We start from the raw sequence: 20,996 nt of genomic DNA, 5'->3' as shown, positions 1-20,996 counted from the left end.
TCATTAAGAAAAAAAGCAACAATCATTTAAGAATTGTTGCTTTTTATTAATAGTTTTTGATTGTTTTATTAATCTGGAATATTATTTAAGGGCTTCATTTACAGCTCTTCCGATATTCCCATTAGGTTCCTGAATACGTAACAGTCCTGTAATAGTTGGAGCAATATCAGTCATGTTATAAGGGACATTCGTTTTCCCTTGTTTAATACCCCAGCCCATAAAAACCATTGGAATGTGAGTGTCGGCAGGGTTTAAGGTGCCGTGCGTTGCTCCTGTTGATCTTTGTGAGGAACCAGAATACCATGAAGGTTCTAAAATAATTTGAACCACACCACTACGTTCTGGATGATAACCATTAATGATTTTTTCTTTATACAAAGCCGGAATTGTGGCATTTTGAACGTTCGCAATATCCACTACAAAGGCAACACCATTTTGTTTTTTGAGAAAATTAATGCTAAACTGCTTAATTGTATTTTCATTCAAATTATTAGCTTTTATAGCTGCATAATTTAAACTAAGTGCGTAATTACTAAAGCTTTTTGCGATATTTTTCACATTAAATTCGGCTTCAAGTACAGTATTTAGTTGTTTCAACACATTAGAGCTCTCAAATACTCCTGTATTGATCTTATTATCAGCAAGATATGCCGAATTATGTTGTACGGCATGATCTGCAGAAAGGAAAACAGTATAATTTCCTTTTCCAACTTTGCTATCTAAGTGATTAAAAAATGTCGCTAGATCGCGGTCAAGACGTAAGTATGTATCTTCCACTTCAATAGAATTTGGTCCGAATTGGTGACCAATATAATCAGGTGAAGAAACGCTAATCGCAAGAAAATCAGTGATTGCATCAGCGCCTAATCCTTCATTATCAATAGCTGCTTTGGCAAGATCAAGAGTTAATGAGCTACCGTGTGGTGTGTTGGATATTATTCCTAGGCCATTTTTTAGCATTTCTGAGGTTTTAACCGGGAACGTTGGGCGATCCATGCCTGCAAACTTGCCTTCATAGGGAGCATCATCCTTAGTACTTTGGATATATGTTTCTATAGGATAAAGTGTGTTCCAGTCTTGTTTTAAGTATTTCTCTGGGTATTTTTGATCATTAAAATTAATAAGCCAATTCGGTAATTTATCCATGTAAAAAGTGCTGCTAATCCAGTTGCCTGTGCTACCATCATACCAATAAGCTGCATTTGCTGTATGACCACCAGGTAAAATTGCTCCTCTATCTTTGGATGCGATTGATATCACTTTTGATCTGAAATTAGTCGCGAGCCTCAACTCATCAGTCATGGATGTAACCAACATATTTTTAGGCGACATTTGACCTGCCGACTTAGAGCTACTCCCAACAGTTGAAACGGTTGAATCAGCTGCACAATACATTGTCTTTCCTGTTTCTTGAATAATCCAATCATTGCCAGTTATGCCGTGAATTGCAGGCACTGATCCGGTATAGACTGTTGTATGGCCAATTCCTGTAACACTAGGAATGTAATTTATGTAGGCATTTTCACATGAAAAACCTTCATTAAGCATTCTCTTAAATCCACCATTACTGTAACGCTCATAAAAACGGTATAGATAATCCCAGCGCATTTGGTCTACCATAATGCCTACAACTAATTTAGGTCGAGGGATATCAGTGCTTTTTATTTGACTTGATGACTTATTCTGTTGAGCATTTATAGAAATGCTAGACAGAAGAAATAATGCGAAAAATAGAATTTTAATTTTCATATGAATTCAGGAATAAGATTAATGCTAAGAAAATTTAGGCTTATAAACGTGTTTTAAAGCTTAATTAATCTTTTCAAATAATTCCTAAATATCCGATTTTAATTCAGGATTTATGTAAAGAAAACAATACGAAATTGTTGTTTTTACAATCAAGAACGAATATCTGATCAAGCGAGGATTAAAGGCTGCTAATTTCCTTTTTCGACTGGAATTTATCCATGTACACATTCCCAACATAAATAGCGCCTTTTTCTACTTGAAGGTTATTTGTATGTAATTCTCCTTGTATTTTACCGGTGCTTTTTATTTGAATAGAATCTGCTTTTATGGTTCCGTTAATTGTACCATAAATTACGGCTTCGCGCACATTTAAATTGCCATCAATAGTTCCTAGTTCGCCAACGATTATACCTTCGTTGATAAAAATCTCACCCTTCACATTGCCGTCGATTCTTAAGAAAACATCAGACTCGATTTTGCCTTCAATTACGCATCCTTTACTAATCAAAGTGGGGGTTGCTGTAGATTTTTTTGTTGCCATTTTGATTAATTTAAATTCAGGTAATTACGCGGATTTACAGGCTTACCGTTTTTACGAACTTCATAATGCAGGTGATTGCCGGTTGATTGACCCGTTGAGCCCACCTTCCCTATAATTTGCCCGCTAGTAACCATTTGCCCTTCCTTCACATTTATTTTAGATAAATGTCCGTAAAGTGTCTCTAGATTATTTTTATGGCGTATTCTAACACATTTCCCGTAGCCTTGAAACCAACCGGCTAATATTACTTTTCCATCCGCAGTGCTTTTCACAGCATCGCCTTTACGGCCTTTGAAATCTAACCCGGAGTGAAATTCAATACTGCCTCGCCTTACTGGGTGACTTCTATAACCAAATTTTGAGTTGATGATAGAAGCGCCAGGATAACCTATAGGTGTAAACGCTACACCCACCAAAACATCTGTTAAGCGCTCATCATAAAAGGCAAATGTTTCTTTAATGCTTAAACTCTCGCTCCCCTGATTATTTCCACCTATATCATTAGTAGAAAAGCCTTTTATACCTCTTTTTTTAAGGTAACGATTAATTTTTTTGAGTTTATCCTCTATATTTTGTATGTAATTTTTCGCTTCTGCAGTATCTGTAGGTGCAGGCAACTTACTTTTTAAACGTGCAATTTCTCTACTATATGCTAGTTTTTCTTGCTTATGTTTACTTATCTCTAATGAAAGCAGGATGATTGTTCCCGTTAATAATAAAATTGTGATACCGATTGAAAATGCATAATGCCTAAATCTTTTAATGTGTTTTGTTTTTACACGCAAAGACTTTGTTTCCCCAGTATTTGATCCAACTATTAAAACGGTACTGAAGTCTGATTTTGAAAATATCATAGGTTAATATTTTTGCAATTATTCTTTCTGAATACCTTTTATATATAATGTTAGAATTGCTTTATAATTTAAAATAATTCTTTTTTTAAAATTGTATGTGCCAATTGAACTAGCAAAAATAAGCTTTTTTAAAATGAATTTATTACTTTGCCGAATATTTTAAAGAGAAAAATTACATAATAAGTCAAAAAATTAGGTAAAACGCAATTTATTGTGCTTTACAGAGTATAATTAAACTTTATGGCGCTAAATTTTATAAAGAACACTTTCGGTAAAACTCATAGTAAAAAAGAAGCTGTTGCAGATTTTCATACTACAATTATAAAGGTGGATGATAATTTTATTTCATCAAGTTCTATCATGCTCGACGAAAAATTATTTGGTAATATTTTCTCATTAAAAGAGGTAGAAATTGCAGTACCTTCAGAAATTTCTGGGAATATCATTTCACGTACAAGTATAATTAGTGGTAAGGTATTTGGGGATATTCGTGCAACAGAATATGTAGAGGTTAAAAGCACGGCAACAATTACAGGCAATATTTTGGCTAAATCTATAATGATTGAGCCGGGAGCTATTGTAAATGGATCTATTCGTATTGATGGTGCAATAGATGAACGCGATTTAATTGAAAAAGTGGAGAACCGTCTTAAATTAAATATGCAAGTAGGTAGTGCTGCTACTCCATTTTTAATTGAAGAAAAAAATAGTCAAAATTCTAAAAAGAAATAAACTATTCGGGTATTTGCTGACTTAAACAATGGAGTGTTCCAAATCCCCAAATAAAATCTATTGCGCTAATCGGAATAATTATCCTACCTGGGAAACAGCCCGCGATAATATTCAAAGCTTCTGCATCTTTCGCATCATTAAAAACCGGAACAAGCACACATTTATTTAAAATTAAAAAATTAGCATAGCTAGCGGGGAGTCTGAGGCCATCAAAATAAATCGGACTAGGCATCGGTAATTCGACAATTTTAGGTGCTTTTCCATTTTCTAATTTTGAGACTTGTAGTCGCTTTAAATTTTCTTGTAATGACTTGTAGTTGAGGTCTTTACTATCTTTTTCAACTACGGTGATAATAGTTTCTTCATCCACAAATCGGGTTAAATCATCAATATGTCCATGAGTATCATCACCAGCAATTCCATCACCTAGCCAAATAACATTGCTTATGCCTAGATATTCTTTGAAAATTGCCTCATAATCTTCTTTTGTGAATCCTGCATTTCTAACTTGAATATCAGGATGTATTAAGCACTCCTCAGAAGTTAGTAAAGTGCCTTTACCGTTTACATCAATTGCTCCACCTTCAAGAATAACAGCCTTGCCTTTGTATGTAACTTGGCTTATTGGAATATTTAGAAAAGATGAAACAACAGATGGCATCTGCCTGTCTAGTTTAAAATTTTTATATTTCGCCCAGCCATTAAAATTAAAATTCAAAGCTTCACGTTTTGACCCATTTTTAACGATTATCGGACCAGAATCACGCATCCAGCTTCTATTGGTTTTATGTAGGATAAAAGATACTTTATCCATTGCTACATGAGCTTTTTCGAGCATTTCATGTATTTTTTCTTTCGTTTTCTTATTAGCAACCACTAAAAATACTTCCTCAAAAGTGGCTACTTTTTTGATGAATTCAACAAATGCCCACTGCACGGCAACAAATTTTCCTGGCCAGTCATTTCCATTGTATGGGAAACACAATAATATCCCTTGCTGCTTTTCCCACTCGGCGGGAAATCTTCTTTGTGTACTCATTTTAAAGGATTGCTCTTTTGGTAATATCGCCAAAGGCATCAATTCTGCGATCTCTAAAGAATGGCCAGTTTTGGCGCACATTCTCTTGTAGATTTAAATCTACCTCAGCAATGAGAATTTCTTCTTGATCATGAGATGCTTGAGCTAGAATTTCGCCTTGTGGACCAGCGATGAATGAGGAGCCCCAAAATTGAATTCCCTCAGTTCCAGGAACATATTTTTCCAATCCGATGCGGTTTGCTGCTGCCACATAAACGCCATTAGCTACTGCATGCCCTTTCATCACATTCATCCAAGCTCCATGTTGTTTTTCACCGTATTGTTCCTTTTCTAAAGGATGCCAGCCAATTGCCGTAGGATAAAATAATACCTCAGCACCTTGTAAAGCCGTTAGTCTAGCAGCTTCAGGATACCATTGATCCCAACAGATTAAAGTCCCAATTTTACCTTTTTTGGTCGGGAAAGTTTTAAATCCAATATCACCTGGTGTAAAATAAAATTTCTCGTAAAAATGAGGATCGTCTGGGATATGCATTTTTCGGTATAAACCCGCCTCTGTACCATCTGTATCAATGATATAGGCACTATTATGGTAAATACCTGCCATTCTTCTTTCAAAAAAAGGAACGATAATTACAACTCCCAATTCCTTAGCCAATGCGCTAAATGCGATAAATGAAGTGCTATAAAGTGGTTCTGCTAGAGCAAAATTATCGGTATCCTCCGTCTGGCAGAAATAATGGCTGCTGTATAATTCTGGTAGAGAAATAACTTCTGCTCCCTTTTTTGCAGCTTCACGCACCCAGGAAATGCATTTTTTTAAATTGTTTTCTGCAATATCATTTAGGTTTAGCTGCAGTACAGCTATCTTATAAGTGCTTTTTGACATATTAAAATGGTATAGGAGCTTTTAAAATGCAAAATTAGTGATTTTATTTTATTCCTCTCAGAGCTTTCAAAGCCCCCCGCTAAAATTGTTTGTATATTATTTAAAGGTTAAGCCTATGCCTAATCTTATATTACCCAAATTAAAGCTCTCGCCCAACCTATAATTTGCAGGAAAATCGATTTTTTGATAATTATATCCTGTTTGTAGACCCAAATTCAATCGACTGTTGATTGGGAACGAGTAGGAAATTCCACCGCCAGCCGTCATCCCTTTATTGAAATTGTCGAATAATTTCACAGCGTAACCTCCATAAATGTCTAGTTTTAAGCCGGTTAAATCAGAATTTAAAAAATAAGAACCGTTTAATGTAATAGGCAATGTATTATAACTTGCACCATTTGGCTTACGGTAATTATCTGTCCCTAATGCCAAACCAAGTCCGACATGATTGGTCAATAATTTTGTAAGCCCTGTACGTGTTCTAAAACCTTTAAACGAGGGATTCCCACTCAATGAAGTGCTATTGTGAATTAATGCACTTATTTCTGTATAGTTTATCAGTCGCTTTTCTTGTGCATTTACTAGCTGACTAAGCATTGAAATAGAACAAATGAATAAAATTCGAATACTAATTTTCATAAAATACAATATAAAATTATTGATCAATGCGAATATAATCACATTATGGAGAAGTATTTGATGCTTTTTGTATAATTTTAAGGCATAGATTCATCGATGCGAATCTTTTTTCTCAACAAGAATGGCTTTATCATTTACATCATTAAATTCTGGGAGTAATGGAAATTGTTATTATGTTGAAAATCAGCATGATGCAATTTTTATTGATGCGGGCCTGAGCTGTCGTGAGACAGAGAAAAGAATGGAACGATTAGGCTTATCTATGAGTAAATTAAGAGCTATTTTTGTCTCTCATGAGCATTCTGATCATATTCGTGGGATTTCAGTCCTAGCCAAAAAGTACCAATTGCCAGTTTTTATTACAGAGAGAACCCTTAAAAACTCCGGGATTGATCTTGAAAGTCATCTTATTAAAAGCTTTGTGGCACATGAGCTTGTTCAAATTGGCGGACTAGAAATTACTTCTTTTACTAAGTTTCATGATGCTTCTGACCCACACAGTTTTATCGTGACTTGCAATGGCTTGAAGCTTGGTGTATTTACCGACATAGGCACGCCTTGTGAAAATCTTATTCGTTATTTTTCAAGCTGTGATGCTGCCTTTTTGGAAGCAAATTATGATGATGAAATGCTTGATAAGGGTAGATATCCTCATCATTTAAAAGCCCGAATTAGAAGTGATTATGGTCACCTTTCAAATCTTCAGGCGCTAGATCTGTTTTGCTCGCACGGACTTCATATGAGCCATTTGTTACTTTCGCATCTTTCAAAAGACAATAATCATCCGCAGTTAGTGTCTGAATTGTTTAAGAGTAAATCTCAGAAAACAGAGATTATTGTAGCCTCCAGAGATCAGGAAAGTAAAATATTTCATCTTCACAATTCCACAGTTTCTGCAAATCCAAAGCTTAAAAACAGCAAATCTGTTCAGTTTTCCTTGTTTGATTAATTTTTAGAATTCTAAAATCTTCATGATTTTTATTGTCAACTTCCATTTTATTTATCACAATTTTAATGCGCTTTTGTTGAAAAAGAATTGAAAAAAAATAGAACATTTCAATTTATATCATGTTATTCTTTTGTGATTGGTGATAGCCAATATTCGATTTTTGGCATTAATATTCGATTTTTTTCGTTCAATATTGATTTTCTGGATTATCACCTATTTAATTTCTGGCATTTCTCTTTCGGTAAAAAAGCTGTCATCAATTTGGCATTATAGTTATTTTTTATCCCAAGAGCCTATTATTTGATACGATTTATTTATCAATTTAAAATTTAAGCAAATGGAAACCAAAAAGCAAATGTTGTCTGATATGCCCAATGCACACCTTCATGAATTATTTGTGGATGAATTAAGGGATATTCTAGGTGCAGAAAAGCAATTATTAAAGGGTCTTAAAAAGATGTCATCTAAGACCGCAAATACCAATTTAAAGCGTGCATTTGATGAGCATTATACAGAAACTGAGCATCAAGTTGAGCGCCTTACAGAAATTTTTCAAAGTATCGGTTTGTCGCCGCGCTCAAAAAAATGTAAAGCCATGCAAGGCTTATTAGAAGAATCTGAAGAGATTATTGACAATTTTGAATCGGGACAAGTTTTAGATGCAGCACTTATTGCAGCAGCTCAAAAAATAGAGCATTATGAAATAGCAAGTTATGGTTGTTTATTAACTTATGCCAAGCTCATGGAGCATACTCGAGCAGAGGAGTTATTAAATGAATCTTTGATTGAAGAGAAGGCGGCAGATGTTAAACTCACAGAAATTGCCATGGCTGAAGTTAATGTAATGGTTTAAGTGCGTTTTTAAAGAGAAGGGCCTTATTCTTAGTGGAATAAGGGCCTTTTTTTGTCTTTTTAGCTCTCTTTTTCACCGATTTTCTATCTTCGTATCAGAATTTATTTGTATATTATGCTTTTGATAGTCCTAAACATCATTTTTTGCCTTTCTTTCCTTGTTTTTGCTTGGTTTAATATAAACGATAATGATTCCTGGCTTTGGCTGCCGATTTATATGGCGGCTTCTATACTTTGCGGAGTAGCCGCATTTGGTATTTATTATCCTATGGGATACCTATTTCTAATTGCCTTTTATTTAATTTATGCCTTAATTTTGTTCTTTGCCAAGGATGGTGTACGCGATTGGATTACTAAATATAACACTCCAAGTATTACCGAAAGCATGCAAGCAAAAAAGCCATACATCGAAAAAACACGTGAATTTTTTGGCCTGTTAATTATCGCGGCAGCACTCGGATTAAATTATTTTGTTTCAGGTGGAATTTGATTCAAAATTACTCCATTTTTACCTAGTTTCTTGCTAATTTTTATTAGATTTCGCAATATTTAATTCCTACCAACATTCAATTTTGTGGGCATGTTTGATTACGATGCAGAACGATTAAGGGAACTTATAACTGAGTTAACCCGTGCTAATATTAATGATGATGCCTGGAACTGGCTGAGCGATAAATTCTTGGTCCTAGATACCATGGCTATCAATTCCGCTTTTGCGATGATGCCACGAAAGACTGGTAAATCACCGGTGCAAGTTACTGAATCACAAAATATTGAAATTGAAAGTATAAAACCTGGTTTTACTCTAAAGGTCTGGACAGCTGATAGGCTGGCGCGACTTTGTCTTCTCCTACATATTGACACCTCCGAAAAGGGAAAATATCTAAAAACAATCGATAATTTATTTCTTGCGGCCGAAATTCAAGAGCTTGTAGCCTTATATTCTTCGATTTCTTTATTTGCCTGGCCTGAAGATTGGAAAATGAGATGTGCCGAAGGAATTAGAAGTAATATCGGTCTGGTATTGGAGTCTATCATGTATCATAATCCTTATCCTGCAAAATATCTTGATGAGAAGGCTTGGAATCAGCTGGTGCTAAAAGCTTTTTTTACTGATAAAGATTTGAACAAAATTGCTGGTATTGATGAGCGTGCCAATGCCGAACTAGCAACTACTTTGCAGGATTATGCACACGAACGTTGGGCGGCTAATCGTAGTATAAACCCTCATTTGTGGCGCTTAACGACTAAATTTATCGACGAAAAACTATTAATTGATCTAAAAAGGCTATTTGAAAATGGTAATTTAAGAGATAGACAAGCTGCGGCTTTAACCGTTTATTACTCTGATCTTGAGCCCGCTAAATTGCTCTTGAACCATTACCCAGAGCTGCTTAAAGCAATTGAAAATAAAGAACTAAATTGGAGTAATTTGACTCCCGAAGCATAAAATTAAAATAAAAAACATGTGTTGTAGTCATTCATTCGAACAGAAAAGGCCTTTAGGTGTTATAGAACCAATGAATTTGGATAGCATTAAGGGAATGAAATTTTTCGACCCTCATATCCACATGGTTTCTAGAACTACAGATGATTATCAGGCCATGGCCGATGCTGGTATTGTAGCCTTAATAGAGCCTGCCTTTTGGTTGGGTCAGCCACGGACAGGCATTGATAGCTTCCGCGATTATTATAGCAGCCTTGTGGGATGGGAGCGTTTCCGTTCTTCCCAATTTGGCATCAAGCACTATTGCACCATCGGTTTGAACTCGCGTGAAGCGAATAATGAAAAACTTGCCGAGCAGGTGATGGAAATACTTCCTTTATTCATTTATAAAGAAGGGGTTGTAGGTATTGGTGAGATTGGTTTTGACGATCAAACCGCTGCGGAAGATAAATATTATAGGATGCAGCTTGAATTGGCTAAAGAAGCGGGACTTCCTATTCAAATTCATACGCCACATCGGGATAAGAAAAAGGGAACACAGCGTAGTATGGACATTGCCATTGAACACGGCATTGATCCTAAAATGGTAATTGTGGACCATAATAATGAAGAAACGGTAAAAGAAGTTTTAGATCGTGGTTTTTGGGCAGCATTCACCATTTATCCATTCACTAAAATGGGAAATGAGCGCATGGTAGAGGTCGCAAAGATGTATGGTTCAGATCGTATCATGATAAATTCTGCTGCCGATTGGGGCATTAGCGATCCGCTTGCTGTTCCTAAAACTGCAGCTCTCATGAAATTAAAGGGAATTAGTGATACAGACATTAAAAAGATTACCTATTCTAATGCAATTGCAGCGTTTGCACAAAGCGGACAAATAGACGAACGTGATTTTGTGAGTCCGCAAGTAATAGATCAAACTGGAAAGTTTGAAGGCAATACCGTTCTTCGTGGTGGTCAGCAGCCACGAATAGATAAATCGTCTATCATAATAAGCTAAAATTTGGGAAAGATTTTTCATCTTTTACGCTTGATGCGGCCAGCAAATATTGTGACCTCTGTGGCAGATGTTTTGGCAGGCATTGCGATTTCAAGTTTTGTTTTTGGTTCCAGTGCAAGCCTTCTGCCCGTAATTCTACTTTGTTTATCTACTATTGGATTATACGGTGGTGGTATCGTATTTAATGATGTTTTTGATGCTGATCTCGACAAAATTGAACGTCCTGAACGAGCAATTCCTAGCGGTGCAGTCAAATTAAATGAAGCAGTCTATTTAGGGATATTTTTGCTGGTTTTGGGTATTTTGAGCGCATTTTTGCATTCTATATTTTCTGGAATTATTGCAATGTTCATTGCTTTTTTTGCGCTAGTCTATAATAAATTCTCCAAACACCATTCATTTATTGGTCCACTAAACATGGGGACCTGCCGGGGCTTAAATCTAATTTTGGGAATGAGTATTCTTGCATTTTCGCAAAATAATTTGTATATTATAGCTATTGTACCGCTCATTTACATCTTTTCAATTACCATGATAAGTCAAGGAGAGGTGCATGGATCCAATAAAAACAAACTTTTTTTAGGCGTCTTTTTATATGCTATGGTCATAGGAATCATGCTTTATTTTTCATGGTCAATGGGGCAGGTATTGATGGCTTTATTATTTATCCTTCCATTTGCTTGGATGATATTTAAGCCTCTTTTTAAAGCAATTAGGGAACCTTTAGGTAAAAATATTGGTATGGCTGTTAAGGCGGGTGTAATCTCACTAATTTTAATGGATGCAGCCTGGGCAGCAGTATTTGGCTCCTTAGGATTGGCCTTTTTTATCGTAATTTTATTGCCTCTTTCTATTTGGTTATCAAAACGTTTTGCCGTTACTTAATTGACGATTATCTTTATCCACTGCTAGCAAATTGAAAGCCAGCATATTTTCAAGAATCTATTTAAAATGAGATACCTTCAACAATCTTTTGATGTAAAATTTGAGTATAAGGTTTTTTTTAGCTCTGGACTTTTTGAGTCATCAAATACCTTGTTGAATGATTTTTTGAAGGGTGATGGTATTGTGCGTAAAATCTTTTTTGTTGTGGATGGTGGTATTGGTGATGAGTTACAGCAGGAGATTAAAAATTATTTCAAAATTCATCAAGCTGTTGAGTTAATACCCGAAATTTTGGTCCTGCCTGGTGGTGAGCAATTAAAAAATAATACCCTGTATTTTGATCAGATTTTAGAATTAATCAATAAATATAAAATTGATCGACATTCGTATATTGCTGCTATTGGTGGCGGTTCAGTACTCGATTTAGTAGGCTATGCTTCGGCAGTTGCGCATCGTGGGATACGACATATTCGCATTCCTACAACCGTTTTATCGCAGAATGATTCGGGCGTGGGTGTTAAAAATGGAATTAATTACTTTGGTAAGAAAAACTTTCTTGGGACTTTCGCTCCGCCAATAGCGGTTTTCAATGATGATTTTTTCATCAAAAGCTTGTCTGATAGGGATTATAGGTCAGGTATTTCTGAGGCAGTAAAAGTAGCACTTATTAAGGATTCCAAATTCTTTACTTGGATCGAGGAGAGTGCTGAAAAATTAATTTCCCGTGACGAGGAAAGCATGAATTACCTGATTTATAAATGTGCTGAATTACACATGAATCATATTGCCAGTGGCGATCCTTTTGAAAAAGGTTCTTCGCGGCCTTTAGATTTTGGGCATTGGAGTGCGCATAAACTGGAGCAACTTTCCAACTTTGAAGTCCTTCATGGTGAAGCAGTAGCTATGGGTATTGCCTTAGATTCAGTTTATTCCAATTTGATAGGTTCTTTATCTGATTCAGACTGCCAGCGGATAATTAAACTTTTAATCAAATTAGGCTTTGATATTGTTCATCCACTCATGGAGGTTAATGATAGTCAATCACCAATTATATTAGGTTTAGAGGAATTTAGAGAGCACCTTGGGGGTGAATTAACGATAATGCTTCTTCAAAAAATCGGAAAAGGCTTAGAAGTACATGAAATTGACACTGAAATACTGAAAAAAGCATCTCAAACACTTCGAAATAGGTCATGAAACTCGATTCTGGGCATTTAACTTATTGTACAAATATCCATGCTGGAGAGAGCTGGGGGGATCATTTTGAGTCTTTGGACTTAAATTTTCCAATAATTAAAAAAGAATTTTCTCCAAATCAAGCCATGGGCATTGGTTTACGTCTGTCTAATTCGGCAAGTATTGATTTAATGAATTCTGAAGAGTTGAATACGTTTAAAAAATGGCTGAATCAACAGCAAGCCTATGTTTTTACCATGAATGGTTTTCCTTTTGGTGATTTTCATCATACGGTGGTGAAAGATCAGGTACATGCTCCCGATTGGACAAGCCAAGAACGTGTGGATTACACCCTGCGACTATTCAATATTTTAGCCGAACTATTGCCAGAAGGTTTGGAAGGCGGTATTTCTACATCGCCTTTGAGTTATAAGTTTTGGTTTTCTACCGACGATTTAGCTTTTCAGGCTAAAGAAAGGGCAACACTACATATTATCGAGCTTGCTCAACATCTGATTAGTATTAAGAATGAGCGTGACATAATTATGCATTTGGATATTGAACCCGAACCCGATGGACTTCTTGAAACGGGGGCTGAATTTATTGATTGGTATGAAAATATGCTTCTACCACTGGCAAAGTTAAACCTTACTAAAAGTTTAAAACTTAGTGAACTAGAAGTAGAAAATTGCATCAAAACGCATATTTGTTTGTGTTATGATGTTTGTCATTTTGCTATAGGTTATGAAAGCCATGCCAAGGTTATACAGCAGCTTGATGAAAAAGGGATAAAAACAGGTAAAATTCAAATTAGTGCGGCTTTAAAGGCAGATTTGGCTCTAGATCAGGAATCTAAATCAGCTATTTTCGAGGCCTTTTCAAAATACAATGAAAAAACCTACCTGCACCAGGTTGTGGCTCAGAAATTTGATCAATCTTTAATTCGGTACCGTGATCTTCCAGAGGCTCTTGAAAATACTCATAATCAAGATGTTAAGGAGTGGCGAGCACATTTTCACGTACCTGTTTTTGCGCAAGATCTCGGATTGTTACAATCCACACAAGAAGATATTATTGAAGTGCTGAAAATTCAGAAAAACAACGCTTTTTCAGCTCATTTAGAAGTAGAAACTTACACTTGGGAGGTGCTTCCTGAATCATTAAAAGTTCCGATAAGTGAAAGTATTATTAGAGAGTTAAACTGGGTTAAAGAACAATTGGTATAAATTCAAGGCTATGAAAAAGACGGTTGTAATTGATGTTGTAGCACTTTCAAGCTCTATTATTGGGGAGCATACACCATTTTTAAGCAATTATATCAGTCGTAAGCACTTAGCAAGGATTGAACCTGTTTTTCCAGCACTAACTACCTCAGCACAAAGCACTTATGTTACGGGTAAATGGCCATCTGCTACTGGTATTGTGGGGAATGGTTGGTATGATCGTACAGATTGTGAAGTTAAATTTTGGAAGCAATCGAACAAGCTTGTGAGCGGTGAAAAAATTTGGGATATCGCTAAAAAGGAAGATCCTAATTTTACCTGTTCAACAATGTTTTGGTGGTATAATATGTATTCTTCGGCCGATTATTCTGTTACTCCGCGACCAAATTATTTGGCTGATGGCAGGAAAATGCCAGATTGTTATTCCCAACCAGCAAGCTTACGCGATGTATTGCAAGAGAAGCTGGGAGAATTTCCATTGTTTCAATTCTGGGGACCAGGAGCAAATATTAAATCAACGCAATGGATTGCTGATGCTTCGATGTTGACAGATGATCTTTATGATCCCACATTGACACTTATTTATTTGCCTCATTTGGATTATTGCCTGCAGAAATTCGGTCCCGATTTCTCAAAAATCCACAAGGAGTTAAATGAGATTGATGAGGTGCTAAAAAAACTCATTACTTTTTATGAAGATAAAGGTGCAGAAATTATCCTCCTTTCAGAATATGGTATTTCGCCAGTAAATAATCCAATACATCTCAACCGACTATTTAGGGAGCACGGTTTACTGGCTATTAGAGAAGAGCGCGGACTAGAATTATTAGATGCGGGGGCTTCAAAGGCCTTTGTGGTTGCTGATCATCAAATTGCGCATGTTTATATCAATGATCCATCTGTAAAGGAGCAGGTGATGCAATTATTAAAAGATGTTCAAGGAGTTGAGCGAATCTTAGATCAAAAGGAGCAAAAAGATTTTCACATCAATCATGAGCGTGCGGGTGACTTAGTCCTGATGGCTGATCAAGATTCCTGGTTTACCTATTATTTCTGGCTTGATGATTCAAAAGCTCCCGACTATGCACGTTGTGTAGATATCCATAAAAAGCCTGGTTATGATCCTGTGGAGATGTTTATGAGTTCCAAACTAAGAGCTGGATATAAACTATTGAGGAAAAAGGCCGGTTTTAGATATGTGATGGATGTTATTCCTTTGGATGCTAACTTAGTTAAAGGCTCACATGGTAAAATTGGTGTAGGTGCAGAATACCAACCTGTATTGATTACAAATGACCCTTTGGAAAGCTCAATTATCTCTGGAGATTCCGTTTTCGACCTAATTATTAGGACATTAAGGAAATAATTCGTTTATTATTAAAATTGATTCGCATGTCATTGCGAGGAGGTACGACGAAGCAAACCCTCTAGCTATTGTTTCCTAACATTCTATCTTTCAGCACTAATTAAAATAATTTTAGTATTATTATATTTTAATTTCTGAGAATATAAGATGGCTAAACTTGAAAACACCGACCGAAGATCTTTTATCAAATCAACCGGAGCAGTTGTTATTGGAACCGGAATTGGTTTATCGGCAGCAATCCCTACAACAACCTTCGCGCAAAGCAAAAGTGTATTAAAAGTGGCCTTGATAGGCTGTGGTGGTCGTGGTACGGGTGCTGCAAGTCAGGCAATTAATGCCGACCCCAATGTGATATTAACCGCTATGGCGGATGTGTTTCAAGATCGCCTAGATAGTTCATACGATATTTTGATGAAGGCCCATCCCGATAAGGTGAAGGTGCCTAAAGAAAATAGATTTGTCGGTTTTGATGCTTACAAACGTGTAATGGAATCGGATGTGGATGTCGTTTTACTGACTACACCTCCAGGATTTCGTCCCGATCAATTAGTTGCTGCCGTTGAAGCAGGTAAACATATTTTTTGCGAAAAACCCGTTGCAGTTGATGCACCCGGAGTACGAAAAGTCTTGGCAGCTTCCAAAAAAGCCAAAGAAAAAGGATTATCTCTAGTTTCTGGTTTTACCTTTCGTTATGATCTTCCTAAAAGAGAACTTTTTGGGCGTGTTCAAAATGGGGATATTGGCGAGGTGAGAATGGTGAATTCTACGCGTAATGGTGGTGGATTATGGTATTTTCCGCGTAAGCCTGAGTGGACTGACATGGAATATCAGATGCGGAATTGGTACTATTATGATTGGCTTTCGGGTGATTTTATTGTAGAAATGGTGGTTCACAATATGGATATGATGACTTGGGCATTGGGAAGCAAAATGCCTATAAAAGCATTTGGAACCGGTGGCCGTCAGTCGAGAGTAGAGAAAAACTGGGGTAATATTTATGACCATTTTGCCATCGAGTTTGAATTTGAAAATGGAATCAAAGGATATAATTTTTGTCGCCAGCAAGACGGTTGTTCCTCTAAAAATTCAGTAGAAATAATTGGTTCTGAGGGTATTGCTATTTATCAGGGACAAACACATAAAATAACTGGTAAGACGAATTGGAATTATCAGGGAGAGAAGAGGGATATGTATCAGGTTCAACATGACGAATTATTTGCATCTATTCGCTCAGGTAAGCCTTTGAATGATGGAGAAATGATGGCGAATAGTACGATGTTAGGGATCTTGGGCCGTATGGCGGCTTATAGCGGACAAACCATTACCTGGGAGCAGGCGATGAATTCTGACAAGGTAATTGGTCCCGATTTTAATCAATACAATTGGGATTTGAAATGGCCTGTTCCAGAGCCTGCGGTACCGGGGGTGACGAAGGTTTTGTAGTGGTACGGTGGTATGGTGGTACGGTGATAACACCGACCACAGGACCGACCACAGGACCATCCATAGGACAAAAAATAAGTTCGAACAGATGATATTTATATTAAAAACACAAATAAAATGATAAAAAAAACGCTAATTCTTTCTTTCGTGTTGCTATTGAGTAGTAACATCAGTTTCTCGCAAGAGGTTCTTTTTGAGTTCGGTACTTCAAAAGCCATGGATGCGGTAATTCTTGGTTCTAAGGTAAAAGAAACACCCCTAAAATGGGTGAATGTAAACACTACCAAAGAAACATGGACAGTGAAAAAAGATGGTACTTTATTTTCTACGGGAATGCCAATTGGTGTTGCTCGATCGGAAAAGCAGTATGAAAATTTTATCCTCCATGTAGAGTGGAAGCATTTAGAACCAGGAGGTAATTCGGGTGTATTTGTGTGGAGTGGAGCAAATCCTCAAGGTAAAAACCCCCTCCCAGATGGAGTAGAGGTGCAAATGCTTGAATTGGATTGGGTAAATTTAAATCTTAGAGATGGCCAAAAGCCTCCTATTGCTTATGTACATGGCGAGCTTTTTGGAGTACAGGGGGTAAAAACTACACCCGATAATCCTAGAGGAGAGCGCAGCAAATCGATTGAGAATCGTGCTAAGGGTAAAGGTGAATGGAATTCCTATGATGTGGTATGTATAGATGGGGTAATCAAACTTTCTGTAAACGGTAAATTTGTAAATGGCATTAGTAAGTCGACACAAAAGAAAGGCTATATCTGCCTAGAGGCTGAAGGTGCTAAAATTGAATTCCGTAATTTTAAGATTATTGAGTTGGCGCCAGGCGTAACTTCTGCAGAGGAGACTGCTGCTTTATTACAATAAATTGTCGAATTAGGGCATCTATGGCTAGATAGCTAAAAGTCTATTTCATATATTCGTATTCTAATTCTTTGAAGCATTGAGCAAAACAAGACTTAGAATACGAATATTTAAAAGCTGAAATAGACATACATTGCATGAAGCACTCCCTACTTCTTTTTTTGGTTCTCTTAATTGGAGCCTGTACTCCCATTAAAAAATCAATCAAAATCCTTTATTTTTCTAAAGATATTAAAGGCCAGCAGGCTGTTAAATTGAAAAATGTAGCCATGAAAAATGGCTGGGAATTGCTTGTGGCGGATAGTGAAAAATATCTCCATGAAGATTCTCTTGCCAAGGTGGATGCTATTTTGTTGCCTTTCTCATCCCTAAATAAAATGGGGTATCTTGAATTGCCGGTTTTGAAACGTTATTTGGAGGCGGGACGTGGGGTTTTAATAAGTATTGCTGATACGAGTTTATCTCAAAAAGAATGGCCTTGGCTTCAAGTCTTTAATACTAAGTCTGATGCCCAAGTATGGACACAAGATAAGTCCTGGATTAGCCGTTTAAATCCTGATTTTAGTGAAGGTGATTTATCCCAAATCCTAAGTAAACAATTTTCTAAGGCATCAATCCCAGATTATTTAAGTGTAAAAACTTTAACTGTTCCCGACAGCAGTAGATACACCCGCACCGTTTTAGTTGAAGGCTTGGATGAACCACTGGGCATGGCAATTCTTCCTAATAATGATGTTTTATTGGCCGAGCGTAAGGGTGGCTTGAAAATATATAACCGACTGAGCAAGCAAATAAAAACGATTTCCAATTTTGATGTGTTCAGTGGGATTGAAGACGGACTTTTAGGGGTGGCGATTGATCCTAAATTTGGTGAAAATCATTGGGTTTATTTCTATTATTCCATTGCCGGGGATAAATTCGTAAATCGCCTATCACGGATTCAATTATATGGTGATAGTTTAGCAAAAGCTTCCGAACAGATTCTGCTAGAAATCCCAACTCAGCGCAAATATTGCTGTCACTCAGCGGGTTACATCTCTTTTGATGCAGATGGCCTACTTTATTTATCTACCGGAGATAATACCAATGCTGAAGAAACGGAGGGCTATACTCCAGTAGATGAGCGTCCGGGACGTGCCTTGGCAGACGATCAAGCTACTGCTGCAAACACCAATGATTTGCGAGGTAAAATAGTAAGAATAAAGCCTTTAGATGATGGAACTTATGCTATTCCCGAAGGCAATTTATTCCCTAAAAATAATCCCAAAACAAGGCCAGAGATTTACATTATGGGTTCCCGTAATCCATATCGCTTTAGCGTAGATCAAAAAAACAAATATTTATACTGGGGTGATGTAGGTCCCGATACGAAGGTGCCGAGCAAAGATGGTGAGTTAATGAGTTTCGATGAAATAAATCAAGCGAAGGCGCCAGGTTTTTACGGTTGGCCCTATTTCCTTGGAAATAATGAGGCTTTCCCAATGTACAACTATGCAACTAAGTCTGAGGGGCCTAAAAAAGACTCCTTAAACCCAATAAACGACTCGCCAAATAATACGGGAGAGCGAATTTTACCTCAAGCACAGCCTGCAATGATTTGGTATGGGAAAAAGAATTCCAAGCATTTCCCTTTGCTTGGTAATGGAGGGGCTTCAGCTATGGCGGGACCAGTTTACTACAGCGATCTTTTCCCGAATGCGCCATACAAATTGAATGATTATTATAATGGTAAATTGTTCATTTATGAATGGATTCGTGGTTGGATAATGGCTGTTACTTTTGATGAAAAGGGCAATTATTTGCGTATGGAGCCATTTTTAAAGCAATACACCTTTGCAGCACCTGTAGATATGCAGTTTAGTCGCGATGGTGCCCTCTACGTTTTGGAGTATGGCACCAATTGGTTTTCAAAAAATACAGATGCACGCCTCGTTCGGATTGAATATGTAGAAGGGAATAGAAATCCGGTAGCAGAAATCGAGCTAGACAGGCAATATGGCGCAGCCCCATTTAACGTTCAGTTTTCAGCTAAGAAAACCTTTGACCATGATCGCAATGATCAGCTAACTTATACTTGGAGCGTTGAAAATGTCACTTATGAGGGGCTTAATCCTGCTCATACCTTTACAAAGCCAGGGGTATATTCTGTAAAACTGAGTGTGAGCGATGATAAAGGAGGTAAAACTGAAACATCCTCTCAAGTTTTTGTGGGAAATACTCCTCCTGAAATTCAGATTTTTACAAATGCTAACCGTAGTTTTTATTGGGATAACGTGCTTCTCGATTATCAAGTAAAAATTACTGATTTGGAAGATAAAAACATAGATGAAAATAGGCTAAATATCACTTATGGATATATTGCTCGTGGTAAAGATGTTGCCATTGTTTTGACACAAAATCAGAGCTCAAGCAGCCTTAAATACCTAAAAGGCCAACAATTGGCGGCAAACCTAAATTGTAAAGCCTGCCATGCGCTGGATAAAGCTTCTGTTGGTCCATCTTTTGTTGCCATTGCAGAACGCTATGCAGGTAAACAGGGAATGGTAGCTACGCTTTCTGATAAAATTATTAAAGGTGGTGGTGGAGTTTGGGGCGAACGTGCCATGATTCCACATCCCAATCTATCTAAAGATGATGCGGCAGAAATTGTCAATTATATTCTTTCTTTATCTGATAAATCGACTATCAAACGACCCTCGTCGGATGCTATTGAGTTGAAAGATCATATTGGCAAAGGGAATGAAGGTTCATATCTACTCAATGTAAGTTATACCGATTTAGGAGCCAATGGTATACAAGCACTGCAAAGCCGAAATCACATAACTTTGCGAAGTCCATGGGTGCAAGCAGAAGATTTTGATTCAGGAAATGTTCGAATTGCAACATATCCTACCGAAAATTTAGCCTATGCTCGAGCAATTAACCATGAGACTTATGTTCGCTTTAATAAAATTGATTTGAACCTTGTAAAGCAGTTGCTTTTCCGTGTTGAACCTCTTGCAGGAGGAAAAATCGAGGTTCGATTAGGTAAAATTGACGGGCTTATGATTGGTGAAACACAAATACCAGCAGCTATTGCAAAGGATTCAAAGCCATGGAAAGAGCTAATTATCAATGCCTTAGAAACAAAAGGAATTCATGATTTGTATTTTGTCTTTAAAAGTTCATCCGATATAAAGCAGAATTTATTTCATTTAGATTGGATTTATTTTTCGAATAAGAGCCAATAGAATATTAATTCCTTTTGGGATTTAAATAATCATAAAGTATTTATAATCAATATATTATAGTGTTTTTATGGTATTAATCTCATTGAAATATTACAAATGAGGGCTTATTTTT

At 36.8% G+C, this 20,996-nt stretch carries 19 protein-coding genes; 13 read left to right on the top strand and 6 right to left on the bottom strand.

Translation table 11 applies throughout. The features are described from left to right. Window positions 1-81: 81 nt before the first annotated feature. The 3 genes from pafA to ACIQ0D_RS00185 form a co-directional block, all read right to left on the bottom strand. Window positions 82-1,749 carry an alkaline phosphatase PafA gene (gene pafA / locus ACIQ0D_RS00195; protein WP_395801931.1) on the bottom strand — a complete coding sequence of 556 codons (1,668 nt, stop codon included), beginning with the start codon at window positions 1,747-1,749 and terminating at the stop codon, window positions 82-84. A gap of 178 nt (window positions 1,750-1,927) precedes the next feature. Beyond that, window positions 1,928-2,290 carry a polymer-forming cytoskeletal protein gene (locus ACIQ0D_RS00190; RefSeq protein WP_395801929.1) on the bottom strand — a complete coding sequence of 121 codons (363 nt, stop codon included), beginning with the start codon at window positions 2,288-2,290 and terminating at the stop codon, window positions 1,928-1,930. Window positions 2,291-2,295: 5 nt separating this feature from the next. Then, complete coding sequence (locus tag ACIQ0D_RS00185) at window positions 2,296-3,144, bottom strand: M23 family metallopeptidase (RefSeq protein WP_395801927.1); 849 nt, start codon at window positions 3,142-3,144, stop codon at window positions 2,296-2,298. Between the two features lie 240 nt (window positions 3,145-3,384). On the opposite strand from ACIQ0D_RS00185, the gene ACIQ0D_RS00180 reads away from it, so the two are divergent. Then, on the top strand, window positions 3,385-3,876 hold the full coding sequence (locus ACIQ0D_RS00180) for a polymer-forming cytoskeletal protein (RefSeq protein WP_395801925.1): 492 nt from the start codon (window positions 3,385-3,387) through the stop codon (window positions 3,874-3,876). 1 nt (window position 3,877) lies between these two features. Here ACIQ0D_RS00180 and ACIQ0D_RS00175 read toward each other — a convergent pair whose 3' ends face one another. The 3 genes from ACIQ0D_RS00175 to ACIQ0D_RS00165 form a co-directional block, all read right to left on the bottom strand. Beyond that, window positions 3,878-4,996, bottom strand: a complete 1,119-nt coding sequence (locus ACIQ0D_RS00175; RefSeq protein WP_395801923.1) for an agmatine/peptidylarginine deiminase — start codon at window positions 4,994-4,996, stop codon at window positions 3,878-3,880. Continuing rightward, window positions 4,917-5,804 carry a carbon-nitrogen hydrolase gene (locus ACIQ0D_RS00170; RefSeq protein ID WP_291403458.1) on the bottom strand — a complete coding sequence of 296 codons (888 nt, stop codon included), beginning with the start codon at window positions 5,802-5,804 and terminating at the stop codon, window positions 4,917-4,919. Before ACIQ0D_RS00170 ends, ACIQ0D_RS00175 begins: the two co-directional genes overlap by 80 nt. A 96-nt stretch (window positions 5,805-5,900) precedes the next feature. Beyond that, window positions 5,901-6,443, bottom strand: coding sequence for a hypothetical protein (locus ACIQ0D_RS00165; RefSeq protein WP_395801921.1), 543 nt, complete (start codon window positions 6,441-6,443; stop codon window positions 5,901-5,903). A gap of 121 nt (window positions 6,444-6,564) precedes the next feature. Here ACIQ0D_RS00165 and ACIQ0D_RS00160 point away from each other — a divergent pair, with 121 nt between their 5' ends. From ACIQ0D_RS00160 to ACIQ0D_RS00105, 12 genes are all read left to right on the top strand, one after another. Continuing rightward, window positions 6,565-7,392, top strand: coding sequence for an MBL fold metallo-hydrolase (locus ACIQ0D_RS00160; protein WP_395801919.1), 828 nt, complete (start codon window positions 6,565-6,567; stop codon window positions 7,390-7,392). Window positions 7,393-7,729: 337 nt separating this feature from the next. Then, window positions 7,730-8,245: a ferritin-like domain-containing protein gene (locus ACIQ0D_RS00155; protein ID WP_395801917.1), complete on the top strand. Its 516-nt coding sequence runs from the start codon at window positions 7,730-7,732 to the stop codon at window positions 8,243-8,245. A gap of 114 nt (window positions 8,246-8,359) precedes the next feature. Continuing rightward, on the top strand, window positions 8,360-8,734 hold the full coding sequence (locus ACIQ0D_RS00150; RefSeq protein ID WP_395801915.1) for a transmembrane 220 family protein: 375 nt from the start codon (window positions 8,360-8,362) through the stop codon (window positions 8,732-8,734). A 90-nt stretch (window positions 8,735-8,824) separates the two neighbouring features. Next, window positions 8,825-9,694, top strand: coding sequence for an EboA domain-containing protein (locus ACIQ0D_RS00145; protein ID WP_395801913.1), 870 nt, complete (start codon window positions 8,825-8,827; stop codon window positions 9,692-9,694). 16 nt (window positions 9,695-9,710) lie between these two features. Further along, complete coding sequence (locus tag ACIQ0D_RS00140) at window positions 9,711-10,694, top strand: TatD family hydrolase (protein ID WP_395801911.1); 984 nt, start codon at window positions 9,711-9,713, stop codon at window positions 10,692-10,694. A 3-nt stretch (window positions 10,695-10,697) separates the two neighbouring features. After that, window positions 10,698-11,579, top strand: a complete 882-nt coding sequence (eboC, locus tag ACIQ0D_RS00135; RefSeq protein WP_395801909.1) for a UbiA-like protein EboC — start codon at window positions 10,698-10,700, stop codon at window positions 11,577-11,579. Window positions 11,580-11,645: 66 nt separating this feature from the next. Continuing rightward, on the top strand, window positions 11,646-12,776 hold the full coding sequence (locus ACIQ0D_RS00130; RefSeq protein WP_395801907.1) for a 3-dehydroquinate synthase: 1,131 nt from the start codon (window positions 11,646-11,648) through the stop codon (window positions 12,774-12,776). Next, on the top strand, window positions 12,773-13,981 hold the full coding sequence (gene eboE, locus ACIQ0D_RS00125; RefSeq protein WP_395801905.1) for a metabolite traffic protein EboE: 1,209 nt from the start codon (window positions 12,773-12,775) through the stop codon (window positions 13,979-13,981). The genes ACIQ0D_RS00130 and eboE overlap by 4 nt, the downstream gene beginning before the upstream one ends. A gap of 10 nt (window positions 13,982-13,991) precedes the next feature. Next, entirely contained in the window at window positions 13,992-15,344 is a 1,353-nt protein-coding gene (locus ACIQ0D_RS00120; protein WP_395801903.1) for an alkaline phosphatase family protein, read from the top strand. 147 nt (window positions 15,345-15,491) lie between these two features. Beyond that, window positions 15,492-16,787 carry a Gfo/Idh/MocA family protein gene (locus ACIQ0D_RS00115; RefSeq protein ID WP_395801901.1) on the top strand — a complete coding sequence of 432 codons (1,296 nt, stop codon included), beginning with the start codon at window positions 15,492-15,494 and terminating at the stop codon, window positions 16,785-16,787. Window positions 16,788-16,904: 117 nt separating this feature from the next. Next, on the top strand, window positions 16,905-17,657 hold the full coding sequence (locus ACIQ0D_RS00110) for a DUF1080 domain-containing protein (RefSeq protein WP_395801899.1): 753 nt from the start codon (window positions 16,905-16,907) through the stop codon (window positions 17,655-17,657). 134 nt (window positions 17,658-17,791) lie between these two features. After that, on the top strand, window positions 17,792-20,884 hold the full coding sequence (locus tag ACIQ0D_RS00105) for a PQQ-dependent sugar dehydrogenase (protein ID WP_395801897.1): 3,093 nt from the start codon (window positions 17,792-17,794) through the stop codon (window positions 20,882-20,884). Window positions 20,885-20,996 lie beyond the last annotated feature (112 nt).

Source organism: Daejeonella sp. (assembly GCF_044342615.1).
Lineage (GTDB): Bacteria > Bacteroidota > Bacteroidia > Sphingobacteriales > Sphingobacteriaceae > Daejeonella.
The sequence above is the reverse complement of the archived record's forward strand: the minus strand, read 5'-3'. Positions and strand labels throughout refer to the sequence as shown.

Bases quoted from the DNA above. Each gene is read 5' to 3' on its own strand.
- ACIQ0D_RS00175 (WP_395801923.1), bottom strand. From the start codon at position 4,996: ATGTGCGCCAAAACTGGCCATTCTTTAGAGATCGCAGAATTGATGCCT.
- ACIQ0D_RS00170 (WP_291403458.1), bottom strand. From the start codon at position 5,804: ATGTCAAAAAGCACTTATAAGATAGCTGTACTGCAGCTAAACCTAAAT.
- ACIQ0D_RS00130 (WP_395801907.1), top strand. From the start codon at position 11,646: ATGAGATACCTTCAACAATCTTTTGATGTAAAATTTGAGTATAAGGTT.
- ACIQ0D_RS00115 (WP_395801901.1), top strand. From the start codon at position 15,492: ATGGCTAAACTTGAAAACACCGACCGAAGATCTTTTATCAAATCAACC.
- ACIQ0D_RS00105 (WP_395801897.1), top strand. From the start codon at position 17,792: ATGAAGCACTCCCTACTTCTTTTTTTGGTTCTCTTAATTGGAGCCTGT.
- ACIQ0D_RS00185 (WP_395801927.1), bottom strand. From the start codon at position 3,144: ATGATATTTTCAAAATCAGACTTCAGTACCGTTTTAATAGTTGGATCA.
- pafA (WP_395801931.1), bottom strand. From the start codon at position 1,749: ATGAAAATTAAAATTCTATTTTTCGCATTATTTCTTCTGTCTAGCATT.
- ACIQ0D_RS00140 (WP_395801911.1), top strand. From the start codon at position 9,711: ATGTGTTGTAGTCATTCATTCGAACAGAAAAGGCCTTTAGGTGTTATA.
- ACIQ0D_RS00150 (WP_395801915.1), top strand. From the start codon at position 8,360: ATGCTTTTGATAGTCCTAAACATCATTTTTTGCCTTTCTTTCCTTGTT.
- eboE (WP_395801905.1), top strand. From the start codon at position 12,773: ATGAAACTCGATTCTGGGCATTTAACTTATTGTACAAATATCCATGCT.
- ACIQ0D_RS00180 (WP_395801925.1), top strand. From the start codon at position 3,385: ATGGCGCTAAATTTTATAAAGAACACTTTCGGTAAAACTCATAGTAAA.
- ACIQ0D_RS00160 (WP_395801919.1), top strand. From the start codon at position 6,565: ATGGCTTTATCATTTACATCATTAAATTCTGGGAGTAATGGAAATTGT.
- ACIQ0D_RS00155 (WP_395801917.1), top strand. From the start codon at position 7,730: ATGGAAACCAAAAAGCAAATGTTGTCTGATATGCCCAATGCACACCTT.
- ACIQ0D_RS00110 (WP_395801899.1), top strand. From the start codon at position 16,905: ATGATAAAAAAAACGCTAATTCTTTCTTTCGTGTTGCTATTGAGTAGT.
- ACIQ0D_RS00145 (WP_395801913.1), top strand. From the start codon at position 8,825: ATGTTTGATTACGATGCAGAACGATTAAGGGAACTTATAACTGAGTTA.
- ACIQ0D_RS00120 (WP_395801903.1), top strand. From the start codon at position 13,992: ATGAAAAAGACGGTTGTAATTGATGTTGTAGCACTTTCAAGCTCTATT.
- ACIQ0D_RS00165 (WP_395801921.1), bottom strand. From the start codon at position 6,443: ATGAAAATTAGTATTCGAATTTTATTCATTTGTTCTATTTCAATGCTT.
- ACIQ0D_RS00190 (WP_395801929.1), bottom strand. From the start codon at position 2,290: ATGGCAACAAAAAAATCTACAGCAACCCCCACTTTGATTAGTAAAGGA.